The organism is Pseudomonas sp. ML2-2023-6 (assembly GCF_037055265.1).
Lineage (GTDB): Bacteria > Pseudomonadota > Gammaproteobacteria > Pseudomonadales > Pseudomonadaceae > Aquipseudomonas > Aquipseudomonas kulmbachensis.
Genome location: NZ_CP146347.1, coordinates 2,272,281 through 2,289,932, shown reverse-complemented (window position 1 = coordinate 2,289,932; position 17,652 = coordinate 2,272,281). Strand labels below are relative to the sequence as shown.

General features: G+C 40.9%; 24 protein-coding genes. 17 read left to right on the top strand and 7 right to left on the bottom strand.

Annotation, left to right across the window (positions count from 1 at the left end; translation table 11 throughout):
* Positions 1-14: 14 nt before the first annotated feature.
* Positions 15-695, bottom strand: coding sequence for a hypothetical protein (locus V6L79_RS10700; RefSeq protein ID WP_338580211.1), 681 nt, complete (start codon positions 693-695; stop codon positions 15-17).
* Between V6L79_RS10700 and V6L79_RS10695 the strand changes: the two genes are divergently transcribed.
* Positions 694-1,410, top strand: coding sequence for an endonuclease NucS domain-containing protein (locus V6L79_RS10695; RefSeq protein ID WP_194286433.1), 717 nt, complete (start codon positions 694-696; stop codon positions 1,408-1,410). The genes V6L79_RS10700 and V6L79_RS10695 overlap by 2 nt on opposite strands.
* A gap of 121 nt (positions 1,411-1,531) precedes the next feature.
* Here V6L79_RS10695 and V6L79_RS10690 read toward each other — a convergent pair whose 3' ends face one another.
* Positions 1,532-2,032, bottom strand: a complete 501-nt coding sequence (locus V6L79_RS10690) for a hypothetical protein (RefSeq protein ID WP_153404083.1) — start codon at positions 2,030-2,032, stop codon at positions 1,532-1,534.
* A 99-nt stretch (positions 2,033-2,131) separates the two neighbouring features.
* On the opposite strand from V6L79_RS10690, the gene V6L79_RS10685 reads away from it, so the two are divergent.
* The 4 genes from V6L79_RS10685 (at position 2,132) to V6L79_RS10670 (ending at position 4,956) form a co-directional block, all read left to right on the top strand.
* The gene (locus V6L79_RS10685) at positions 2,132-2,620 is read left to right on the top strand and encodes a hypothetical protein (protein ID WP_338580210.1); all 489 of its coding nucleotides are present in this window, start codon (positions 2,132-2,134) and stop codon (positions 2,618-2,620) included.
* A 309-nt stretch (positions 2,621-2,929) separates the two neighbouring features.
* Positions 2,930-3,958, top strand: coding sequence for an AAA family ATPase (locus tag V6L79_RS10680; protein WP_153404090.1), 1,029 nt, complete (start codon positions 2,930-2,932; stop codon positions 3,956-3,958).
* A gap of 15 nt (positions 3,959-3,973) precedes the next feature.
* A complete protein-coding gene (locus V6L79_RS10675) occupies positions 3,974-4,405 on the top strand; it encodes a hypothetical protein (RefSeq protein WP_338580209.1) in 432 nt (143 codons plus the stop codon).
* Between the two features lie 272 nt (positions 4,406-4,677).
* Positions 4,678-4,956 carry a hypothetical protein gene (locus V6L79_RS10670; RefSeq protein WP_146425967.1) on the top strand — a complete coding sequence of 93 codons (279 nt, stop codon included), beginning with the start codon at positions 4,678-4,680 and terminating at the stop codon, positions 4,954-4,956.
* Between the two features lie 73 nt (positions 4,957-5,029).
* On the opposite strand, the gene V6L79_RS10665 is transcribed toward V6L79_RS10670, so the two are convergent.
* The 5 genes from V6L79_RS10665 to V6L79_RS10645 form a co-directional block, all read right to left on the bottom strand.
* A complete protein-coding gene (locus V6L79_RS10665) occupies positions 5,030-5,485 on the bottom strand; it encodes a hypothetical protein (RefSeq protein ID WP_153377153.1) in 456 nt (151 codons plus the stop codon).
* A 496-nt stretch (positions 5,486-5,981) separates the two neighbouring features.
* Entirely contained in the window at positions 5,982-6,590 is a 609-nt protein-coding gene (locus tag V6L79_RS10660) for a hypothetical protein (protein WP_338580208.1), read from the bottom strand.
* A 104-nt stretch (positions 6,591-6,694) separates the two neighbouring features.
* A complete protein-coding gene (locus tag V6L79_RS10655; RefSeq protein WP_338580207.1) occupies positions 6,695-9,064 on the bottom strand; it encodes a hypothetical protein in 2,370 nt (789 codons plus the stop codon).
* A gap of 165 nt (positions 9,065-9,229) precedes the next feature.
* A complete protein-coding gene (locus V6L79_RS10650; protein ID WP_338580206.1) occupies positions 9,230-9,970 on the bottom strand; it encodes a hypothetical protein in 741 nt (246 codons plus the stop codon).
* Between the two features lie 921 nt (positions 9,971-10,891).
* Complete coding sequence (locus tag V6L79_RS10645; protein WP_338580205.1) at positions 10,892-11,206, bottom strand: helix-turn-helix transcriptional regulator; 315 nt, start codon at positions 11,204-11,206, stop codon at positions 10,892-10,894.
* Positions 11,207-11,370: 164 nt separating this feature from the next.
* Here V6L79_RS10645 and V6L79_RS10640 point away from each other — a divergent pair, with 164 nt between their 5' ends.
* From V6L79_RS10640 to V6L79_RS10585, 12 genes are all read left to right on the top strand, one after another.
* Positions 11,371-11,688: a hypothetical protein gene (locus V6L79_RS10640; protein WP_338580204.1), complete on the top strand. Its 318-nt coding sequence runs from the start codon at positions 11,371-11,373 to the stop codon at positions 11,686-11,688.
* A gap of 77 nt (positions 11,689-11,765) precedes the next feature.
* Positions 11,766-12,311 (top strand): hypothetical protein, encoded by a 546-nt coding sequence (locus V6L79_RS10635; RefSeq protein WP_338580203.1) that lies wholly within the window; start codon positions 11,766-11,768, stop codon positions 12,309-12,311.
* On the top strand, positions 12,308-12,724 hold the full coding sequence (locus V6L79_RS10630; RefSeq protein ID WP_338580202.1) for a hypothetical protein: 417 nt from the start codon (positions 12,308-12,310) through the stop codon (positions 12,722-12,724). Before V6L79_RS10635 ends, V6L79_RS10630 begins: the two co-directional genes overlap by 4 nt.
* A 49-nt stretch (positions 12,725-12,773) precedes the next feature.
* A complete protein-coding gene (locus V6L79_RS10625) occupies positions 12,774-12,953 on the top strand; it encodes a hypothetical protein (protein WP_141232582.1) in 180 nt (59 codons plus the stop codon).
* 137 nt (positions 12,954-13,090) lie between these two features.
* Positions 13,091-13,966 (top strand): hypothetical protein, encoded by an 876-nt coding sequence (locus tag V6L79_RS10620; RefSeq protein ID WP_338580201.1) that lies wholly within the window; start codon positions 13,091-13,093, stop codon positions 13,964-13,966.
* Positions 13,963-14,838 carry an N-6 DNA methylase gene (locus V6L79_RS10615; protein ID WP_338580200.1) on the top strand — a complete coding sequence of 292 codons (876 nt, stop codon included), beginning with the start codon at positions 13,963-13,965 and terminating at the stop codon, positions 14,836-14,838. Before V6L79_RS10620 ends, V6L79_RS10615 begins: the two co-directional genes overlap by 4 nt.
* A 52-nt stretch (positions 14,839-14,890) precedes the next feature.
* Entirely contained in the window at positions 14,891-15,241 is a 351-nt protein-coding gene (locus V6L79_RS10610) for a hypothetical protein (RefSeq protein WP_095030208.1), read from the top strand.
* Positions 15,242-15,353: 112 nt separating this feature from the next.
* Positions 15,354-15,851, top strand: coding sequence for a hypothetical protein (locus tag V6L79_RS10605; RefSeq protein ID WP_120266222.1), 498 nt, complete (start codon positions 15,354-15,356; stop codon positions 15,849-15,851).
* A gap of 164 nt (positions 15,852-16,015) precedes the next feature.
* Positions 16,016-16,543 (top strand): hypothetical protein, encoded by a 528-nt coding sequence (locus V6L79_RS10600; protein WP_338580199.1) that lies wholly within the window; start codon positions 16,016-16,018, stop codon positions 16,541-16,543.
* Between the two features lie 137 nt (positions 16,544-16,680).
* Entirely contained in the window at positions 16,681-16,917 is a 237-nt protein-coding gene (locus V6L79_RS10595; RefSeq protein WP_338580198.1) for a hypothetical protein, read from the top strand.
* Positions 16,914-17,144, top strand: coding sequence for a hypothetical protein (locus tag V6L79_RS10590; RefSeq protein WP_141232431.1), 231 nt, complete (start codon positions 16,914-16,916; stop codon positions 17,142-17,144). The genes V6L79_RS10595 and V6L79_RS10590 overlap by 4 nt, the downstream gene beginning before the upstream one ends.
* Positions 17,145-17,305: 161 nt before the next feature.
* Positions 17,306-17,611, top strand: coding sequence for a hypothetical protein (locus V6L79_RS10585; RefSeq protein ID WP_146425939.1), 306 nt, complete (start codon positions 17,306-17,308; stop codon positions 17,609-17,611).
* Positions 17,612-17,652 lie beyond the last annotated feature (41 nt).

Genomic DNA, 17,652 nt, shown 5'->3' with positions numbered 1-17,652 from the left:
CTGAGCGGTCGGAGTTAATAGCGCAACATTCTACCCTGCATATCATTATCACTTACGATTGATAGCTTGTCAGATTTATTCAAAAAAGCCTTGAAGGATTTTTGCCCTTCTTCTGACAATCTATTTATCTCAAACCAAAGTCTGTAAGCTGAAAAAATGTTAAAGCTTAAACCTCTATGCCAAACAAAAAACTCGTCGCTCTCCTCCAAAGGTTCAAAGCTCAAACAGAATAGTTTAAAATCACTCCTTGTATTAACAATAACATTAGAATCGTTTAGCGACCCTTCATTAAACTTTATATAATAATCTTCACGATAAATTGATTCTGATGACGACAAACCAAAGGCAAATTTAATCTCTGACGGTTGAGTATTTTTTATATTCAAATCATCATAGCAATCATCACAATCAAACAACCTCCAGTTAGATTTTCTTTTGAGCTTTTTATTGAACCTTACTTTTGGACGAAACGCGTTAAAATCCAACTGATTGAAATAATCTGCTTCTATATTTATATTCATGAAATGTATTATTTGTTTTTCATAGTTATACCATATTGTTTTTGTGAAATAGCCAGAAGGGTGAAATAAATAATAATTTAGATTATTTTTAGGATTAGACTTGCTCCTAGTGGCTTCATCGGTATCGAACCGGGTAATCTGAATTTCTAAAAACCAACGGGATGACCAGAACATGCAACCACCCAAGAAATACTCAGTTGTAATAGCAGCTCAGGATGGTGGGCACACCCTTTATCCCATGAAGGAATGGTGCCGTCAGAACATAGGTGAAGCTCCACAATTTGACGTGAAAACGACTTCTCAGCAGCTTCGCCGCGCATTCACTCGCATGGGTTGGGTTACTGAAGAAACTGAAACGCAGGTGCTGATACTGCACCCCGGCACACCTAAAACTGCCCTCCAAGCCATCGAAAACGAAGACTTTGATCTCGAAGACCAAGACACGCCGGACTCAGACAGGGAAACGGTTTTTGAGCTGGAATGGCAGTTGCGAGACTTCATTGCTCACAACATCGAGTCGCAGAGATTGGACGGTAAGTCCCTACGGCTTTACGTTGATTCCCAAGGTGACGGCATCGAATACCCAACAGGCGTTGGCCGTATCGATATTCTTGCCTTGGACTCTGATGACACATTTGTCGTTTATGAACTGAAACGAGGACGCGTGGCAGACAAAGCAATCGGCCAAATCAGCCGGTATATGGGTTGGGTTCAGAAGAATCTAGCGGGTGGACGCACAGTCAAAGGAGTGATTGTTGCCAAGGTAATCAGTCAGCATCTCAGACACGCAATAGTTGTTGTGCCCAACGTCTCGCTTTTCGAGTATCAGGTAGCGTTCACACTGAACCAAATCCAAGAAGCTGATGGCCCGTCAACCGTAGAAGCTTAAATAGCTTTATCCCGCTTTTTCACTAGCGACGACTCATCACCTCCCACGCACTACCCTTCCCGCGCAGCGGAGTGGCTTCTATAAAGGCATTGCACCTCAGAGAAGCCACGCCGCACAGAGATCAGTCCATCTCGAGCTTCACCGGCTTGTCTTTATGCAAAATTTCAAATTTCGAAGCCTTCTCGTTCCACGCCACAACGCCCGTGGTTTCAGTCATGTCAGGGCCGCCATTTACATAGCGATAATCACTCATAAAAATAATGTTGCTTGTTGGTTTGTGAGCACCATCCTTAGTGCTCGTTTCATTCATTGGAGCTTTATAGACCTTCCCGTTGTTCGCATCGACGAATACAGAAGCTGTGCATCCAGTCCCACATCCGTATCGTGCGACAACAAAATGGCCTGCAAAATCTGGTTTCTTGCCCACTGTTGCTTCTACAGCCTCTTTTGACTTCCAGTACCCAGCAAGATCAGGGTTCGACTTCCAGTCAATTTTGCTCACTGCTTTAGAAGACACCGCAGACGCCGGATAAGCCTCAAATTTGAAGCGTTCATCAGCACCTGCACTCATAGCGCCAACTGCACAGCCCAACAGCACTAAACCGCTCAAAATCCGTTTCATGTGACGTACTCAATGATTTCAATGAGCCATCAAAATAGCTCTAGCTAGAAAAGCACGCAATCAGCAAATGCTATTATTATAAAAAAAACCTTTAACCACATGAAAAATCAGCAGCAAGAAATTCAACACATCAATAATGCATTACGCGCTTCAATCAATCCAAACGATAGTGATTCGTGCATTTTTCCCCGCGCCTTGATTGAGGCTATGAAATCAGCCAACGCTGACTCAATCATCCTCTCAATGAAAGCACCGGCTTTGCAGAAAGAATATTTCTCAGAAGGCTACTCACACTCAATCTTTGAAAAGACAGAAAAGGGTAAAGACCAATATGCACAAGCACACCTAAACGCTTTGCAGATTGCTGTCGCCATCAGAAATGAAGCGCCTCTTTTCTACGATGAAATGAAGAAATTCAGCAGAATCGTTCACGAAGCTAACAAGCAGGCGCAGGCGAATGGCGTTTCGAATGGATACGACAACAACTATTTATCATTAGCAGAGCGCGGGCTTTCCAACAAGCTTCTTCAAGCCTACCCATCGATTGATTCTGATGCAAAACCTAAGCGAAAAACTCTCAAACCTTAAACAGGCACCTAATGGTGCTTTTTTATTGACTAAAGAAAAAATCCTTTTCTGATATCCAAAAAATCAAAACCAAAAGGTTTTGATATCCCTTCAGTCTAAAAATCACAGATCTATTCTTTTACTAAAGGGCTGAATTAATCCATGATCCGTTTCAGTTCTTACGCACGTCAGACGTAATTAGGACGTGAATAAGACGTAGGTAATAAATATTTCTGATTTATTTTTAACTTTTTTCTCACTAACGTAAGAATTTAGAAAAATAAATGATATAACTTTAAACATAACCAAATTATTAATAGAGAAATCACAATGAATCAATCAGTAAATTTCGAAACAAAACCACTAATACCAGCGTTGCAAGCTGCAAAAATTCTTGCTTGGATTAGCCACAAAAGCATTTGCAAATCCACAGCCATAGCGAATCTCACTCATGCTTTAGTTTTTCAAGGAATGCGCGTTTTAATCGTAGACACAGATGGCGTACCGACAATCCAGATGTTTTTCGAGCAGCACAAAGAAGAAACAGAAAATCGTATCGCTAAAAACAAAGCGAAGGTAAATGCTCTTCAAGCAAAAGGCCGCGCAGTTTCTCAGACATTGCTAGACCAAATCGAATATGACGAATTCGCCATTGAGAACCGTCCTGTTGTGATTGCACGCAGCCTTCACGAATTAGACGCTCAGTTCGACGTTATCAAGCGTGAATACGCTAATTTCGACTACATCATTGTTGACGTACCAGCTAAGGTTCTTGACTCAAAAAATAACCCAATCAAAGAAATCAAGCGCTTAATCAGTTTCAGTAACCTCGTTATCACTCCTTATAAAGGTGATAACCAAAACGCTGTAACGGCTGTAACTGTATCCAGCATCATCGAAGATTTGAAGTACGACGCTGTAAGTCTTGGCGGAAAATTCAACACCAAAGTACGTTCACTTCTAGCGTTCGAACCAGCACGCATCAAGGCAAATGCGAAAGAAGTCAGCGCAAACCTCACGCTCACTGATACATCCACTACGGCTGCAAGGCTCGCACGTAATGCAGAGCGTAAAGCCCTGAAAGAAATCGACCGTAACAGTCAGATGATGGCAGACATAAAGCAATTCGGAGAGGTTTTTGGCGAGCATCAAATGCCGCTAAATGCCCCGTTGGTTTTCCGCTCGGTTTACCCGAATCAGTTCAACAAAGGTCAATCAATCTACAACGCTACAACCGATTCAGCAAAGCTTGCTCAGACTGAATTCAACCTAGTAGTCGATGCAATCCTTTCTGCATTCGACGAAGAACCAGAAGCTGTTGAGGCTTCTGAAAACCAAACAATCACAATCACAAACTAAAACAGGAGAATTATTATGACATTCGATATAAAAGCAGTTAAAGCACGCGCAGAAGCAAAAAGAGCAGAGAACCCACAACCACAAGAAATCCAGCCAGAAGCCGTAGTTGTGGAACTGGCCCCGGCAGTTACCAGAACCAAAGCAGAGGCGGCTCTCATCGACCTCAACGCTGTTAAGCGTGGCAACAAGAACGTGAGAAAGACCCTTTCTTACACAAGCCATGCAGCGCGCTCAGTGGAGCTGGTAGCCGATATTTTCGACACTGACCGCTATGAAACGTCTCTATTCGCAGCACTTGGAGCAGACATTGAAATCCTCAACCGCTTGCGTTTGTTGGCTTTGGATAACTCTGACCTCAAAAAGATATTCATCGAGTTGGAAGACCGCTTGGATTACGAAGACAGGATTTTCAAGAACCTTGCTGACAAAGAGTTGGCAAGAACTTAAAGCAACAGATTCAAACCCTCAGCCTCTTAACCGAGGCTTTTTGTTGCCTGAATTTTGAACGTCCTATGTACGTCTGACATTCATATGACCAACGAAACCCCGGTAAACGTTACGTCTGACGTTCGTCCCACCTACGTCATAATTATTTCTTACTTAAATAAGAAATAAGTCAGAAATAAATTGCTTAACTGCAAATTGGCAGTTTTCAGAATGGTATAATTTGTGTATAGGAAGAGAAAACCTTTCTAAATAACCAAAAACCGGAGCTAAAAATGATAAATACAAATTCAAAAATCGCTAATCAATTCTTAAATGACTTAGGCAATTTCAAAAACGACATAAAACCATTCAACAATATTTCAGTACAAGACGTAAATGACACATTTGTCATTTTGAAAAACGAAGCAACAGGCAAGTCTTCAAATTACAGCAAGTCCGACCTTGCGGAATCTATCACTTTCAAATTAGATTTGGGGATTTTCAACGAGCAAGAAGTAACGAAAGAAAATGCACAAAGCAAATTCTCAGAGTTATGTACCCTTCTCGTTTAAACCAACCGTGAATCAAAGCAGCCCTTGAAGGGCTTTTTTTGTGCCTGCTATTATTCTGGCCGTGTGGAAATTCTCACCTCTTGCCGCTTCCATAGCTCCCCGGCAAGCGTGCCCATGTATCCAGCATATCCACCCGTTTAGGGCTTTTCTTTTTGACTGCAACCACTGGCTTGACAGGGATTTTCAGTTTGAATTTGTTGCCAGCAAATTCTTCGAGACTGACTTTAAAGCTCATACGTTCGTTAGGTGCAGTACCGCTTCGCGTGAAGACAGCACCCTTCTCCCCCATCTTGCTTTTGAAGCCTAGGCGTTCACAAATCCAAGCCGCAACAAACAGCTTGTAGTCTCGATTAGTGAACACATCCACCATAGGGCTAAGCACCGTGCTATTACCATGCTTGATGAAGTGTTCAATGCTGTATATCAGTGCATCACTGTACAGAACAGACATAAGCACTTTCTTTTCATCGAGCAAGGCTCGTAAGCGGCTTCTATTAAGGTCTGTGATGAGTTCGTATGAGTCCTTCATGTCGCTCTGAATCCTTCATGGGCACGTTTGACCCGCTATTAGAACCAAAAAATGGCGCTTTGTCTTGAAATCCAGAAGAAATCGCGAGTGTTTACCCACCGAAATTCAACACAGCTCGCCTAAACCCATCCCATTTACGTCAGACGTTCGTAAGACGTAGGTAATAACTTAATCAGAAACAAGTAAGAATAAAGTAATATATTTGAAATTAATTGCCACTAAGGACTTGATTTAATTTTTAATTTGGTATAATTCGGGCATAACCAAATTATTAATCATGAAAAACGCACAAACGAACCCTGTACCAGTAGTTAAACCAATTCAAAACAAACAACCGATTAATCTTTACCTTGATTTTTTCTGCACTTCTATCTGCCGAGACACGATAAAGAAACTCGCTGAATCCAAACCTCACTAACACCCCTTCCCCCGCTTCAGCGGGATTGGCTTTCTCAAATCGCAGGCAAAAAAAAGCCACTGATTTAAGTGGCTAGAATTAATGTGCTAGGCGAATTGACTTGTAGTAAAAAGCCTTGTGGATTAAATCAGCATGTACCTTCAAACCGTAATAGACCGCTGCGCCAATAACAAAATACGCTGCTGCAAATGAGTACAGGACAGTGAAATACGCATCCAAATCTCTACTCATGAATACCATTCTTGCTGAATTATAAGCATTTATGCTGTACGAGTCGTTAAACCAAAACTTAATCTCTGGTGCAAAACTGTAAATATCCACGCCGAAAAAATTCATTTTGGCTGTTTGATATGTCGCAATCAAAAATACGAACGCCATCAGGTATTTGAATTTATCCATGTAAGAATGGATTTTCGCTTCTCTGTTTGTTCTCCCAATGTCACCAACGCTCATGCCTTTATCGACATACTTAAAAAATCTAACAAGCATTGAGACAAGAATTGCACACGCAGGAGGGAACAGCATGATTTTTGTCATGTCTGCGTGTATGCCATTTGGTCCGGTCAAAATCCCTTCAAACAGCAGGAATTTCAAGAAGAACAATGCAAGGCACGCTATGCCGTAATACACACCATATATTGTTAAATCTTCAAACCTTCGTGTTGATGCTTTCAATTGGTTATTCATTATTTAATCCTCTTGCAATCCCTTTTAATGCAATTATACCATTTATTAATTCATTTATAACTCTAGAGCGACAAACAAACAAGACCCATTCATCGCCCAGCAAATTAACTGAAAACTTTTCTATTCATATCTCTGAATTTACCTGCCACTTTCTCATATCCTGCAGCGGCTTCTTGAGCTGCATTAATAAATGTTTGAACCTTGAACATCTTCTCTAACGAATCCATCAAACCCATAAGTGTTGTTGCTATTTTTATTTGAACGTAAACACAAACCGATTGAAACACTAACGCCGACAAAATAAGAGCAATCAAAGTCTCTAATGGTGAATTATTTGAGAACATTGGCAATAATATCGCATGAACACAAAACCCTACTATTACTAATACGATACTGTGTATTCCGATAGAAATCACAAAAAGAATAAGAATAACGGACTGTTCAAGAACCTTCCAAACAACCACCAAAATCAAATCTAACAGCGTTACATGTGATTTTTCGTGGTCCAAATTAGACGGAAATGGCGACAGCAATGCCAAAAGCTTGTGTGTAAATATAAGCAGTGTCGCTGTTACAGATGAGATTATTGACGCATACCTCATCAAAAAGACCATTGGAGTCACCAATCCACCGAGCACAAGAAGCGCAGCGCACGCAGCAATAGCTAATCCTGTAATGAATGAAAAACCTCCCAACACCCTAGCAATTGCCTTGCTTTTTGCAGAGTCTTGACGCTCAAATGAATTTTGACCTATTTTTGCCAAAAAGAATGTTCCCCAGTAAAATTTAAGGGCTTTCATTCCATTTTGGAAAAGCGCAGCTGATTGATTTAAAACTGGTGCAACACAGGTGTTCACTGCTTTTGTGCAATCTTCAAATGTATATCCCGATGTGCTGTACAGATTGCCCATAACTTTATTGGCTACGTACTCAACACCATCTTGTAGCTTTTTCTCACTCAGTAAGCTCTTAGTTTGGCCTGTTAAGACTCTAATCGTCTTATCAATATCAAATATACGAATTACCTTCGTTTCGTCCCAAGCCTTGTTGATTTCTGTTTTGTCGATTTCTTGCGTCAACCCAGCCATTGAACCAGAAGCATTCATTAACGGGCTGCTTTCTACGCTGATGCTTGTAGTGAATTCCTTTTCATATCCATTCTCTAAACTCCCCGCTACCTTGCTGACGGTAGCCACATCCATAATAAAGCTCATCATATTCGTCAAAGGCTTCTGCGCCAAATTGATTGCTTCCTTGGAATGGTTGTCTACATAGCTCGTAGCAGCACCAATAAAAATCTTCCTCATTTCTTCAATCTGAGACTGAATAGAAGCCTTTGAAACGCCGCTATTCGCTGGGTAGAACTCAATCGCACCGCCTTCACCCACAGTCACACCACCGCTTACCGAACGGTTCAGACACTCGTTGTAGGCTCTTGGATTCCCCGTAGCATTCTCTGACCACTTAGCCCTTCTGTCATCGACGTTCAAGGCTGTGTCACACATGTACTTAATCGTGTCATACGCAACAAAATGTGCCATGTCAGTCATTTTTAACAGTGCTTGTCTTGTGCTCTCGTCTTGCCCTGAATAGCTCACACTACCTAATGAGAACTCTTTAAAACCAAGCCCTTCTTTGAGGCATTTTTGTGATTTTCGGGTTTCACCACTTAACAGCAGCGTTGCAAGAAAGTGGTTTGGCTCAGCGTCTTGCTCCATACATTTAGAATAAACAGACTCTGTGTAAACCCTTTTCCCGTTCACTACCGAACTGAAATTATTTTTGTTGAGCATTTTGCTCTGGAACAAAATATTCGCAGCTTCATTCTGAATCATGACTTGAATTATTGAGTCAACATTATCGCGAGCTAATGCTTCAGCGCGTGTCGTATTGCTTCCTTTATCAACCTCCAAATACGGAAAGATATTAATTGTTGCCCATACGATGAATGATGTGGCTAGCAAAACAGAAGCAAGAACAGCTCCCGCTACTAAATCGAATAGCCCACCCAGCCCTAAAAGGTAGTACACGACCACAAACTTAAAGGCTAAATAAACAAAGTCATGCTGCTTTGTACCAAGAAATTCGCCGGTAAATTGTGTTTTGTAGATTGCCATGCAGCAATATGCAGTGCCGACAAATAAGAAAATGAATTGAAGCGCTTTGCCAAATACGTCCCTGTATTTTGTAAGCGTGTTTTCTTTATCTTTGTCGTAAGTTAAATTGATTACGTCTTTATCATCATTAGAAAGCAATGTATTGGCAATCGCAGAGCCAAAATATGTTGAGTATTTTGTCTTTAAAGCATCGAGCATAGGCCCGATAAAAGGAGCGTCTTGTAGGACTTCGTTTGCGCAAACACTGACCTTTTCTTGTGAGTCAATGCGATAACAATCTGCTTTATCAACAGCAAATGCAGTATTTGCACAAAGAGAAAGGAGAAGAGCAAGGATTAAGGGTTGTATGAGTTTCATTCGTCATGATGATAGTAATGCATTCATTATACCATTTACTATCATCACTCATTTCATACTATAGTAACTGCACCCCTAACCGCGTCATGCAAAAACCATTACTAACTAAGAATCTCCACAAAAAAGAAAGCAATACACCCAGAAAAGTTTAAGCCCACACATACTTTATCTACCCTTCAATACTTTAGTGTAATAGATATAAATTTTATTAGAGAGATCTTTCTGACTGTTGTAAATCAACACTCTTTCACTTTGTAAGTCGAAGGCTATTTCATCTACGCCTTCAGAAACTAATAAAATATTCTTTCCCAGCGCATGAGCAATTCCAAGCTCATAATGCACATTGGGATTACGCCCGTTAATATTTGCAATAATAAACGGAGAGCATATAATCTGCTCGACAATATGCCTTAAGATATTACCTACCTTGAACGCCTCATCTCCACGTACGGCCACCAAGCCATTCATTCCGCATGCAGACTTGATAGTATTATAAGTCTCCTCGTACATTGAATGGAACGGAGTGAGAACAAACACCTGATTTTTAATAACTTTTAGAGTTCCTAAATCAATGCCCAAGTCCTCAATAAACTGGTATGGCTTTAGAGCAGACTCAGCACTATCTTTAAAAGTTACGTTTCTATCACTACCTGTGAAGCTGCCTTCAACAACCAAATGATTGACATCATGCCAGCGATCAGGATTTTTCTGCATACGCTCTGTAAGATGGTATATCTTTTCTTCAAAAGATTTACGCATCACCTCAAGCTCAACTCTATGCGTCAGCTCGTTATACCTAGTTTTACTTCTGCTGAAGCTATAGATAAAAACACCGGACACCATTGCAAGAACCGCAGAAATCACCCCTGCTATGCCAGCGATCTCTTTCAGATCAAGAAATTCCATTTTGCTTACTCACTAGCAGTGCTACAGAATAGAAGGCCATCACGATAGTTATAAAAAAATTAAGGCCCGTGCCAAAAATCACACCTGTTAACCTTAATTTACCTAGCCCACCGCGCTCCACAGCAGAAAGACATAGCCGCCAGATCATGATGCTAATAATCTTGAAAAAAATAAAAACCAAGAGGAGGCACATCGCTTGAGAAAGCGCACCTCCATTCCCAATAATCATTATAAAACTTATCAACGTAGACACACCAAAAATTGATATATCTACGGGGACCTCCATGCCAGCTCGCCAAACCTCATGAGGGCTTATGGGGCGACATGCAGTGAGTTTTAGTATGAACACTATTGATAACAAAGCGATTGGCAAAACCGCTGTATACGTTGCGGGTGTCATTCAGTGCAATCCTATGCATCAGTATTTTTCTCATTTGCCCAGCAAGCTATGCGCATTAGATGCAAGGTCAAGGGAGGGTATTATGGCACAATAATGGCTCATCCCAACGCAGCGATTACTATCATGACTACGGGAGCACATGGGAGGGTAACGTGTGCCTGAACTAGCAGTCCATCGACAACCCAAATAATCGCGAGCAAGCCAAAAGTAGCCTCCGGTGCCGAAACCTGCCTTTTCATTTGGCTAGCTTTCAAAGCAACAAGCATTGAGCTCTCCTCAAATCTCCCTAAAAGATTCATCCACGCACAATGGCGACCGGCATCAAAAGCTGTGCCTAAACGTGACGATCCCTGAATTCGTTGAAGCAGAAATCAGAACCAAACACCACGACAACAGTCGTGACCGTTCAGAGGCTCCATAGCCTTGTCCACAATCAGTATTCACCATCGTAGATTCCATTTACCGCCTCTACGTCAGACGTAGATCTGACGTACGTAGGATATTTCTCAGATGACTAGGCGTTAAGCCTTTTTGACAGGGGTACTGACCAGCACGACAAGGCGATTCAGCTCTTCACTGTCAGCATTGCAGATGGCGTTAAATAGGTAGGCACGCTTGTCAGCGTCATCATCAAAATCGACAAAAAAATCACGGACAGTGCATTCCAGCTCAATAGCCAGCTTGTACAGAGCGTCAACAGAAGGCGTGACAGTGCCAAGCTCGAATCGAGAGATTGTATTCGGGTCAAAACCAGCACGTAGCCCCAACTCACTCTGGCTCAATCCGGCAGCGGCACGCAGACGTTTGATGGTCTGCCCCAGTTGTAAATTTTTCATCTGCAAATTTCAGTATAAGAAACAAGCAGTTAACTCCATTTTTCGCTCGCTCGTAACAACGCACAACGTAGACTCCGCTTGAGTAATTCTACTCTACACGTAGAATTAAAATCTAAGCCGCCCGTCAGGCACCTAAAACGTTGTACACACGCGAGAAAATGGACATGAAACGTGCAATCAGCTTTGTAGCAATCACCTTTTCCCTGAGCCTTTCAGGCTGCGCAGATCTACAGAATCAGGCGAGTGGCTACCTACCGGGAGCAACCGCACAGCCAGCAAGCACAGTAGCAATGGAAGGCGGTCAGAAGGTTCAGTACATCCCCGGCACTGGCCAAAATAGCGTGGCTACGAACGCTGGAACGAACCAAAACGAGGAAGAATCGAGCTTCCTTGGCGACATGGTGAAAAGTGCGACTGACTCAGTGAAATCCGAAGCCACTAGCGGCGTTCGTTCTGCAGTCCGGGGCATGTTCAGCCGCTAAGGCAAAACCTCCCCAAAGGTCACTCCAAGCCTCAGCAATGGGGCTTTTTTGCGTCTACGATACGGAATCTAACGACGATGAAACGAATCCTTGCTGCCGCCCTCCTCGCTTTAATTTCAGTTCAAGCGAATGCCAAATGCGCAGACCGCTACTACTATTACGAAGCAAAACCTACGGTCCTGCCGATTAAGAAATGGAACATCTATCAAGATTTGACATTGCAGAATTCGAAAGAAATTCAAGACATTAAAATGCTGAACAACATTTGTACGAACACAAAAAACTATCGTCACAACTCAGTCGTTTACGTGAACTATATCGTTGATGCAAATTCATGGTCAAAAATCAAAAATCCACTTTATAAGAATTTAACTATCAAATTCCCGAGCGGCATTTTTGGGGACGGAACCATGCGGCAAGTAGACATAAACGAAATGCATCAAAAGAACCGCATGAATTACTTTCAGTTTCAGACAGAATACAAATCAGGTTCGAGCATCAGCAGCATCACTGTTTACATCGTCCGAAAAGGTGTTGATGAAATGTACACACCGAAGCTACACTTCTCAAAATATCAACATCTTCAACGCGACGGATACTTTTACACGGAGTTTAAGAATTGAATAAAGTCAAAGACGTAAAATCTGGTGCTCAATCAGTTTTCCAAGAAGATGGAAAATGGAAGGATACCGTAGGCGGTTCTCACAATTCGAGAGCACAAGCTGAATTTGCGCTTCTCAAAGAAATACAAGAACGCGAATATGAGGGCACAAACACCCTCACGAAAATTGATGGTGTTTTTTTGCTAATTTGGTTTGTAGCTCAAATCATACTTTACGTCATAGCTTACGGCGCATTCAAAGATTCATCATTTTTAGGTGGACTGCTTTTTGGAAGCATTGGCTTGGCTTTGTCTTTTGCTGGTTATAAGTTCTTTTTCAGCACAATGCCTTCTTTCAGAGAAAAGATGTATTTTTTGATAGTCGGAATTATGATTGCTGGGTATTTCATTCAGAGAAACTGCAATCTAATTTAGAAACCCAACAAAATGGTATAATAAGAGCAATCAATAAATTTATATAAACATGAGCAAATCAAGAATAGAAAGAGAACTTGAAACGATAAAAATGGCGAATGGCTTTGCAAGAATTAGAATACTAAGCGATGAAGAATTAAACGTCCTACAAAATATACAAAAGCAAAGCTTTCATGCAGAAGACGAAATGATGACTTTCGATGAGTCAAACCAACATGAAAAAACGTAAAACAAATTTAAAGATTTTGACCGCAAATAAAAGTCTCTTTTGAGGCTTTATTTGTTTTCAGCGTACTATAATAATATACTTGACAAAGATATTTAATTCGATCTACATTTGGCACCTCATTACTGAATAGGTGAAAAATGAATGATCTGAATAAACAAATCGAATCTCTAAGAAAAACCATATTTAAAATTTACGAAAATCGTGCTGATAGCGACAGTACAAATCAGGATGATTCCTTCAAGCTTTTCGTTAAAGCAGCGCTCAACTGTCAGCTACAGCTATTCATTGCTCGTTACAAACGATATGGTTTGTCAGAAGCTGAAACCGTTCAATGCATCGTGATACGCCATCAAATATTTGATATTACTCAAAAACAGATGGACGATTGCGACACTAGCTCGCTTACCAATGCATTGCTTCAATACGTCGAAATAGTAGCCTCTAATCCCCCATACACAGACGTTCTTTCGTTTCTCTTAGAGAGCATCATGCTCGCTGGGAAACGTGCAAACAGACTAGAACAGTTCCTGACACCGCCTTGGCTGGCTGAATGTCTCGCTGAACTCATGCCAATTCAGAACACTGACAAGCCCTTCAAGCTTGGGGAAATTTGTTGCGGTGCAGGGACGTTGTTGTTGGCACCACTCGCGCTGATGATGAACAGAAACCCACGCCACGCTAAGAACGCCACGGTCATAGCGAACGACATTGACCCAATCATGTGTTGCACGACAGCCTTGCAAGTCATCACAAACACAGTGGTCCATGACGTAGATCTGTGCGAATTCACACAGCATTGTTCAGACGTGATTACCGAGTGGACCGAGGGAAAACTATACCCAATCAGGTTCAAAACCCCGGCAAAGGTATTTGAGGCACGCGAAAGGATTCGTCAGAAGAAGCTTCGTGAGTGTGGCTACTACGACCTCGTTGACGAACCAGTCAACGTGAAGGAATCACCCCTGATTGAAGCCCGTGCTGCCACCGCAAGTGAATTGGTAGGTGCAGTATGAGCCAGCCAATCGATCTCAAAATCAAAGCCCTGAAATCCTCAATCTTCGCCATCACCAGCCACCAGACTGGCGGCGTGCGAGCCAAGCAGGATCTGGCCTTTTCTGTCTTCGTGAAATTCAGTCTTGGCGTGATGCTCAATCAGCTCATTGCGCGGTACAGACACTATGGAATCACTGAAACAGAGCTGGCTGAACACATCTATATAGATGACACCCATTTCAGGCTTGATATGAAGCTGTTCGACACGCTCAATCACGAAGCCTTAGCAACGTCAGTCAGACTCTATAAAGAGGTTGTAGAAGCCCTACCCGCGTTCTCAGACGTGCTGACCATGCTCATTGAGGAAATTGCGCTAGCCGACAGATCTGGTGATGGTCTAGGTCAGTTCCTCACACCAAATGACCTATCCAGTCTTCTGGCCACGTTGCTACACACACTGGAAACGAATGACAGAGGAGCAAGAGCTAATTCTTGGGCCTTCTATGACATGTCATGTGGTGCAGGAAGCCTCCAACTCCCAAGAGTCGCTATCGAAGCGGACAATGGTCGCGAGAAAACCAATCTCATAGACCTCGAAATGAACGACCTCGACCCTTTTATGTGCTGTGCAGCAGCCCTGCAGTTCGTTTCCAGCATCGTCGTGCATGAGCAAGACCTTCATCAATTGCGAGTCACTTGCTCGAATGCGCTCACTGAAACGAAGCCACACAGCAAATCAATGATTGTTATCAAGACGCCAGAGAAGCTATTCAGGCGAGTAATGGAAGCTCATAACCAGAGAATTCAGCAAATCATTGGGCTTTACGAAAACTTCAATTCACTATCAGAAAAGTTATTAAACAAATCAAAACACAGGACAATTACTGCTTAAAACTTGTATTTCAAAATAAAATGGTACGATGATTGAAACAACTGAGAAATCAATGAACGTCAATCAATATTATATTGCCATTAAAAATCTAGGCTACAACCTTGAATACAAGAGCGGCAAACGAAACGAAGGGAAACTCTACGCACTGGACAGCCAAGGCAATCGGTTAACACGATACGTTGAAGTGGTACACAGAAATAGCAAAATAGAAATAATCAAGAAGCCTGTATTTGTTTCATTTACGAATAACTCAAATACAGATATTGATGTGTTCTTTGTAAAATCTGAAAGCACGCACTTATCTATTGCTACGAAAGAATTGCTCAAAGCGATTAAAGAAACATTAGAGCACAACAAAACCTTTATTGAATCTTTTGCAAAAGAGCAATTTAAAATATTTTAATAAAATACAGGATTATTTTGCGTTAAGCCCTGCATTTCAAAAAATAAATGGTACTATATTTATAAGGAAGGAAAACTTCTAAAAACAAACAACAAAAAACGGAGAATACATCATGACTACAAAAATCGAACTTTTCAGCGACGAACACGAAATGGAATTCATAAGAGTAATAAGCGCATACGACGAAGACTTCATCGCAGAAGCTAGAAAATTGAAAGGAAAATTCAACACAACCAAGAAAAGCTGGGATTTCCCAATCAAAGCTAAAGAAAAGGTTGAGATGGCTGTATACATGATTTTTGGAATGTCCAGCGATGCTGCAAGCGAAAAAGTAAACATCGAATTGACTTTTTTAGAGTCAGTCCATGCTGCTAAATCGAGCGTAATCATTGCTGGAAGGATAATTGCAAAAGCGACAAGCAGAGACTCAAGCGCAGAGGAAGGTTGGGGCGTAACTTTAACAGAAGGGCGTATTGAATCGGGAGGAAGCAGAAGCAACTGGTATACACGCGTTGAAGCAAATTCAGTATTTGAAGTAAAAAGAGTTCAAAAGAAACATCTAAAGCTATTAGAAAAAAACAAAAGCGTATCATTCAAAATCATCGAATAAGACACGAAACCAAGATAGCCCTAATGGGCTTTTTTTGTGCCCGTAAATAAATAACAAATCACAGGATTATTTTGCGTTAAGCCCTGTATTTGAAAAATAAAATGGTACTATATTTATAAGGAAGAAAAACCTCTAAACCTAAAAACAATAATCGGAGAAAAATTATGACCAACATAAACATCACAACAATCAATGCTCAAAACCTAGCAGAAGAATTTAACGAAATTTCTACAATTCTAAAAAATGAATTCAGATCCGTTTTATGCACAAATATTAGCTGGATAAGAATGCACCCTGTATTACCAGCATTTATGATTGACCCAATGAATTGGGGGAATACATTCCCTGCCAGCATACGCCCGGTAGAATATGAAGACGGAATCCCACAACACCTATCCGTTTATAATGGCAGAAGTTACGACGATGAAAATTCACTTTTAAGAGCATCAGCAAACTTTTGGGATTTGGTGGAATACGTAGAAAGCAAATTATCAAGAGATTCTGAATTAAAGAAAATTGGCAGAGACTACTACAGCAGATTATTAAAGAAAGAAACCACGTCAAGTCATGAAGAATACCTCAGATACGAACTTTACGACAAAGCCGTAATATTCAAAATCAGCAAAACCCAATTTAACAAGGTAGAAAAAGCAGTTGCACGCGAAACACTTAACATCGTAAAAACAATCTAATAGAGAAATTACCATGAAAAACAATAACCACGAAATTTATCAGATAATCATGTCAGTTGGGAAAATCGAAATCCTGACTGAATCAGGCGAAACCACCTACACATTGAAACACAGCTACAAAGGGACAAGAAGCATCAGTGACTATTTCAGTAAGCGCTTCACATGCACGAAATCTCAGCTCGAAGCACTCACTTCACACTGAACACACCAAAGAACAAAATAGCCCTGATGGGCTTTTTTTGTATCTGAAATTAATTTTATTAATTACAGGATTTGTTTTCGCTAAGCCCTGCATTTCAGAAAATAAATGGTACTATATTTATAAGGAAGGAAAACTTCTAAAAACAAACAATAAAATAGGAGAATTAACATGAGAACAACAACTAATCAGAAATTAGAAAACTACATCAAAGCAACCTGCTCAACACCTAACCAAATATTTGATAGCGTTTCTCGCTACCATGAAGTTATACACGAAGGGAAAAAATCCTTAAAGGTTTGGTTTTTAAACACCTTTGAAGATGATGCTAAATGCTTTCAATCGAAGGGAATCATTGTAAAATGTTCAGATTTAGCGAAGCACCACAAAGCAACAAACTAAAACCATATAAATCAAATAGCCCTTATGGGCTTTTTTTGTGCCCGTAAATAAATAACAAATCACAGGGTTATTTTTCGTTATGCCCTGCATTTGAAAATTAAAATGGTAAAATTAGATTAATGGAGCAATTCCATATTAAATAATAAATCGGAGAAACAATTATGCAAATGTTATTAGACACTCAAATCGCAGCATTCCTAAAAGAACACTTCTTAGCAGAAGACGAATACATAACAAGTATCGACCACGTAAGGGAATTGATTTTTAGAGGCTACAATTCATATTCAGTAGAATACTCGTTCAAATCGACACTAAACAACTCAAAACCAAGCGATATTATAGTATTCAAGAAATTCGAATTGAGAAACCATGCAGAGGGCTTTTACAACAAAGAAGACAGATTGGAAGCAGAAAGGACTAAGAAATATTCAAAATACGAAGAAGATTATTACGGAGAACCAGTCTAAACACACCAAGCAACAGACCAAGCCCATGAGGGCTTTTTTTG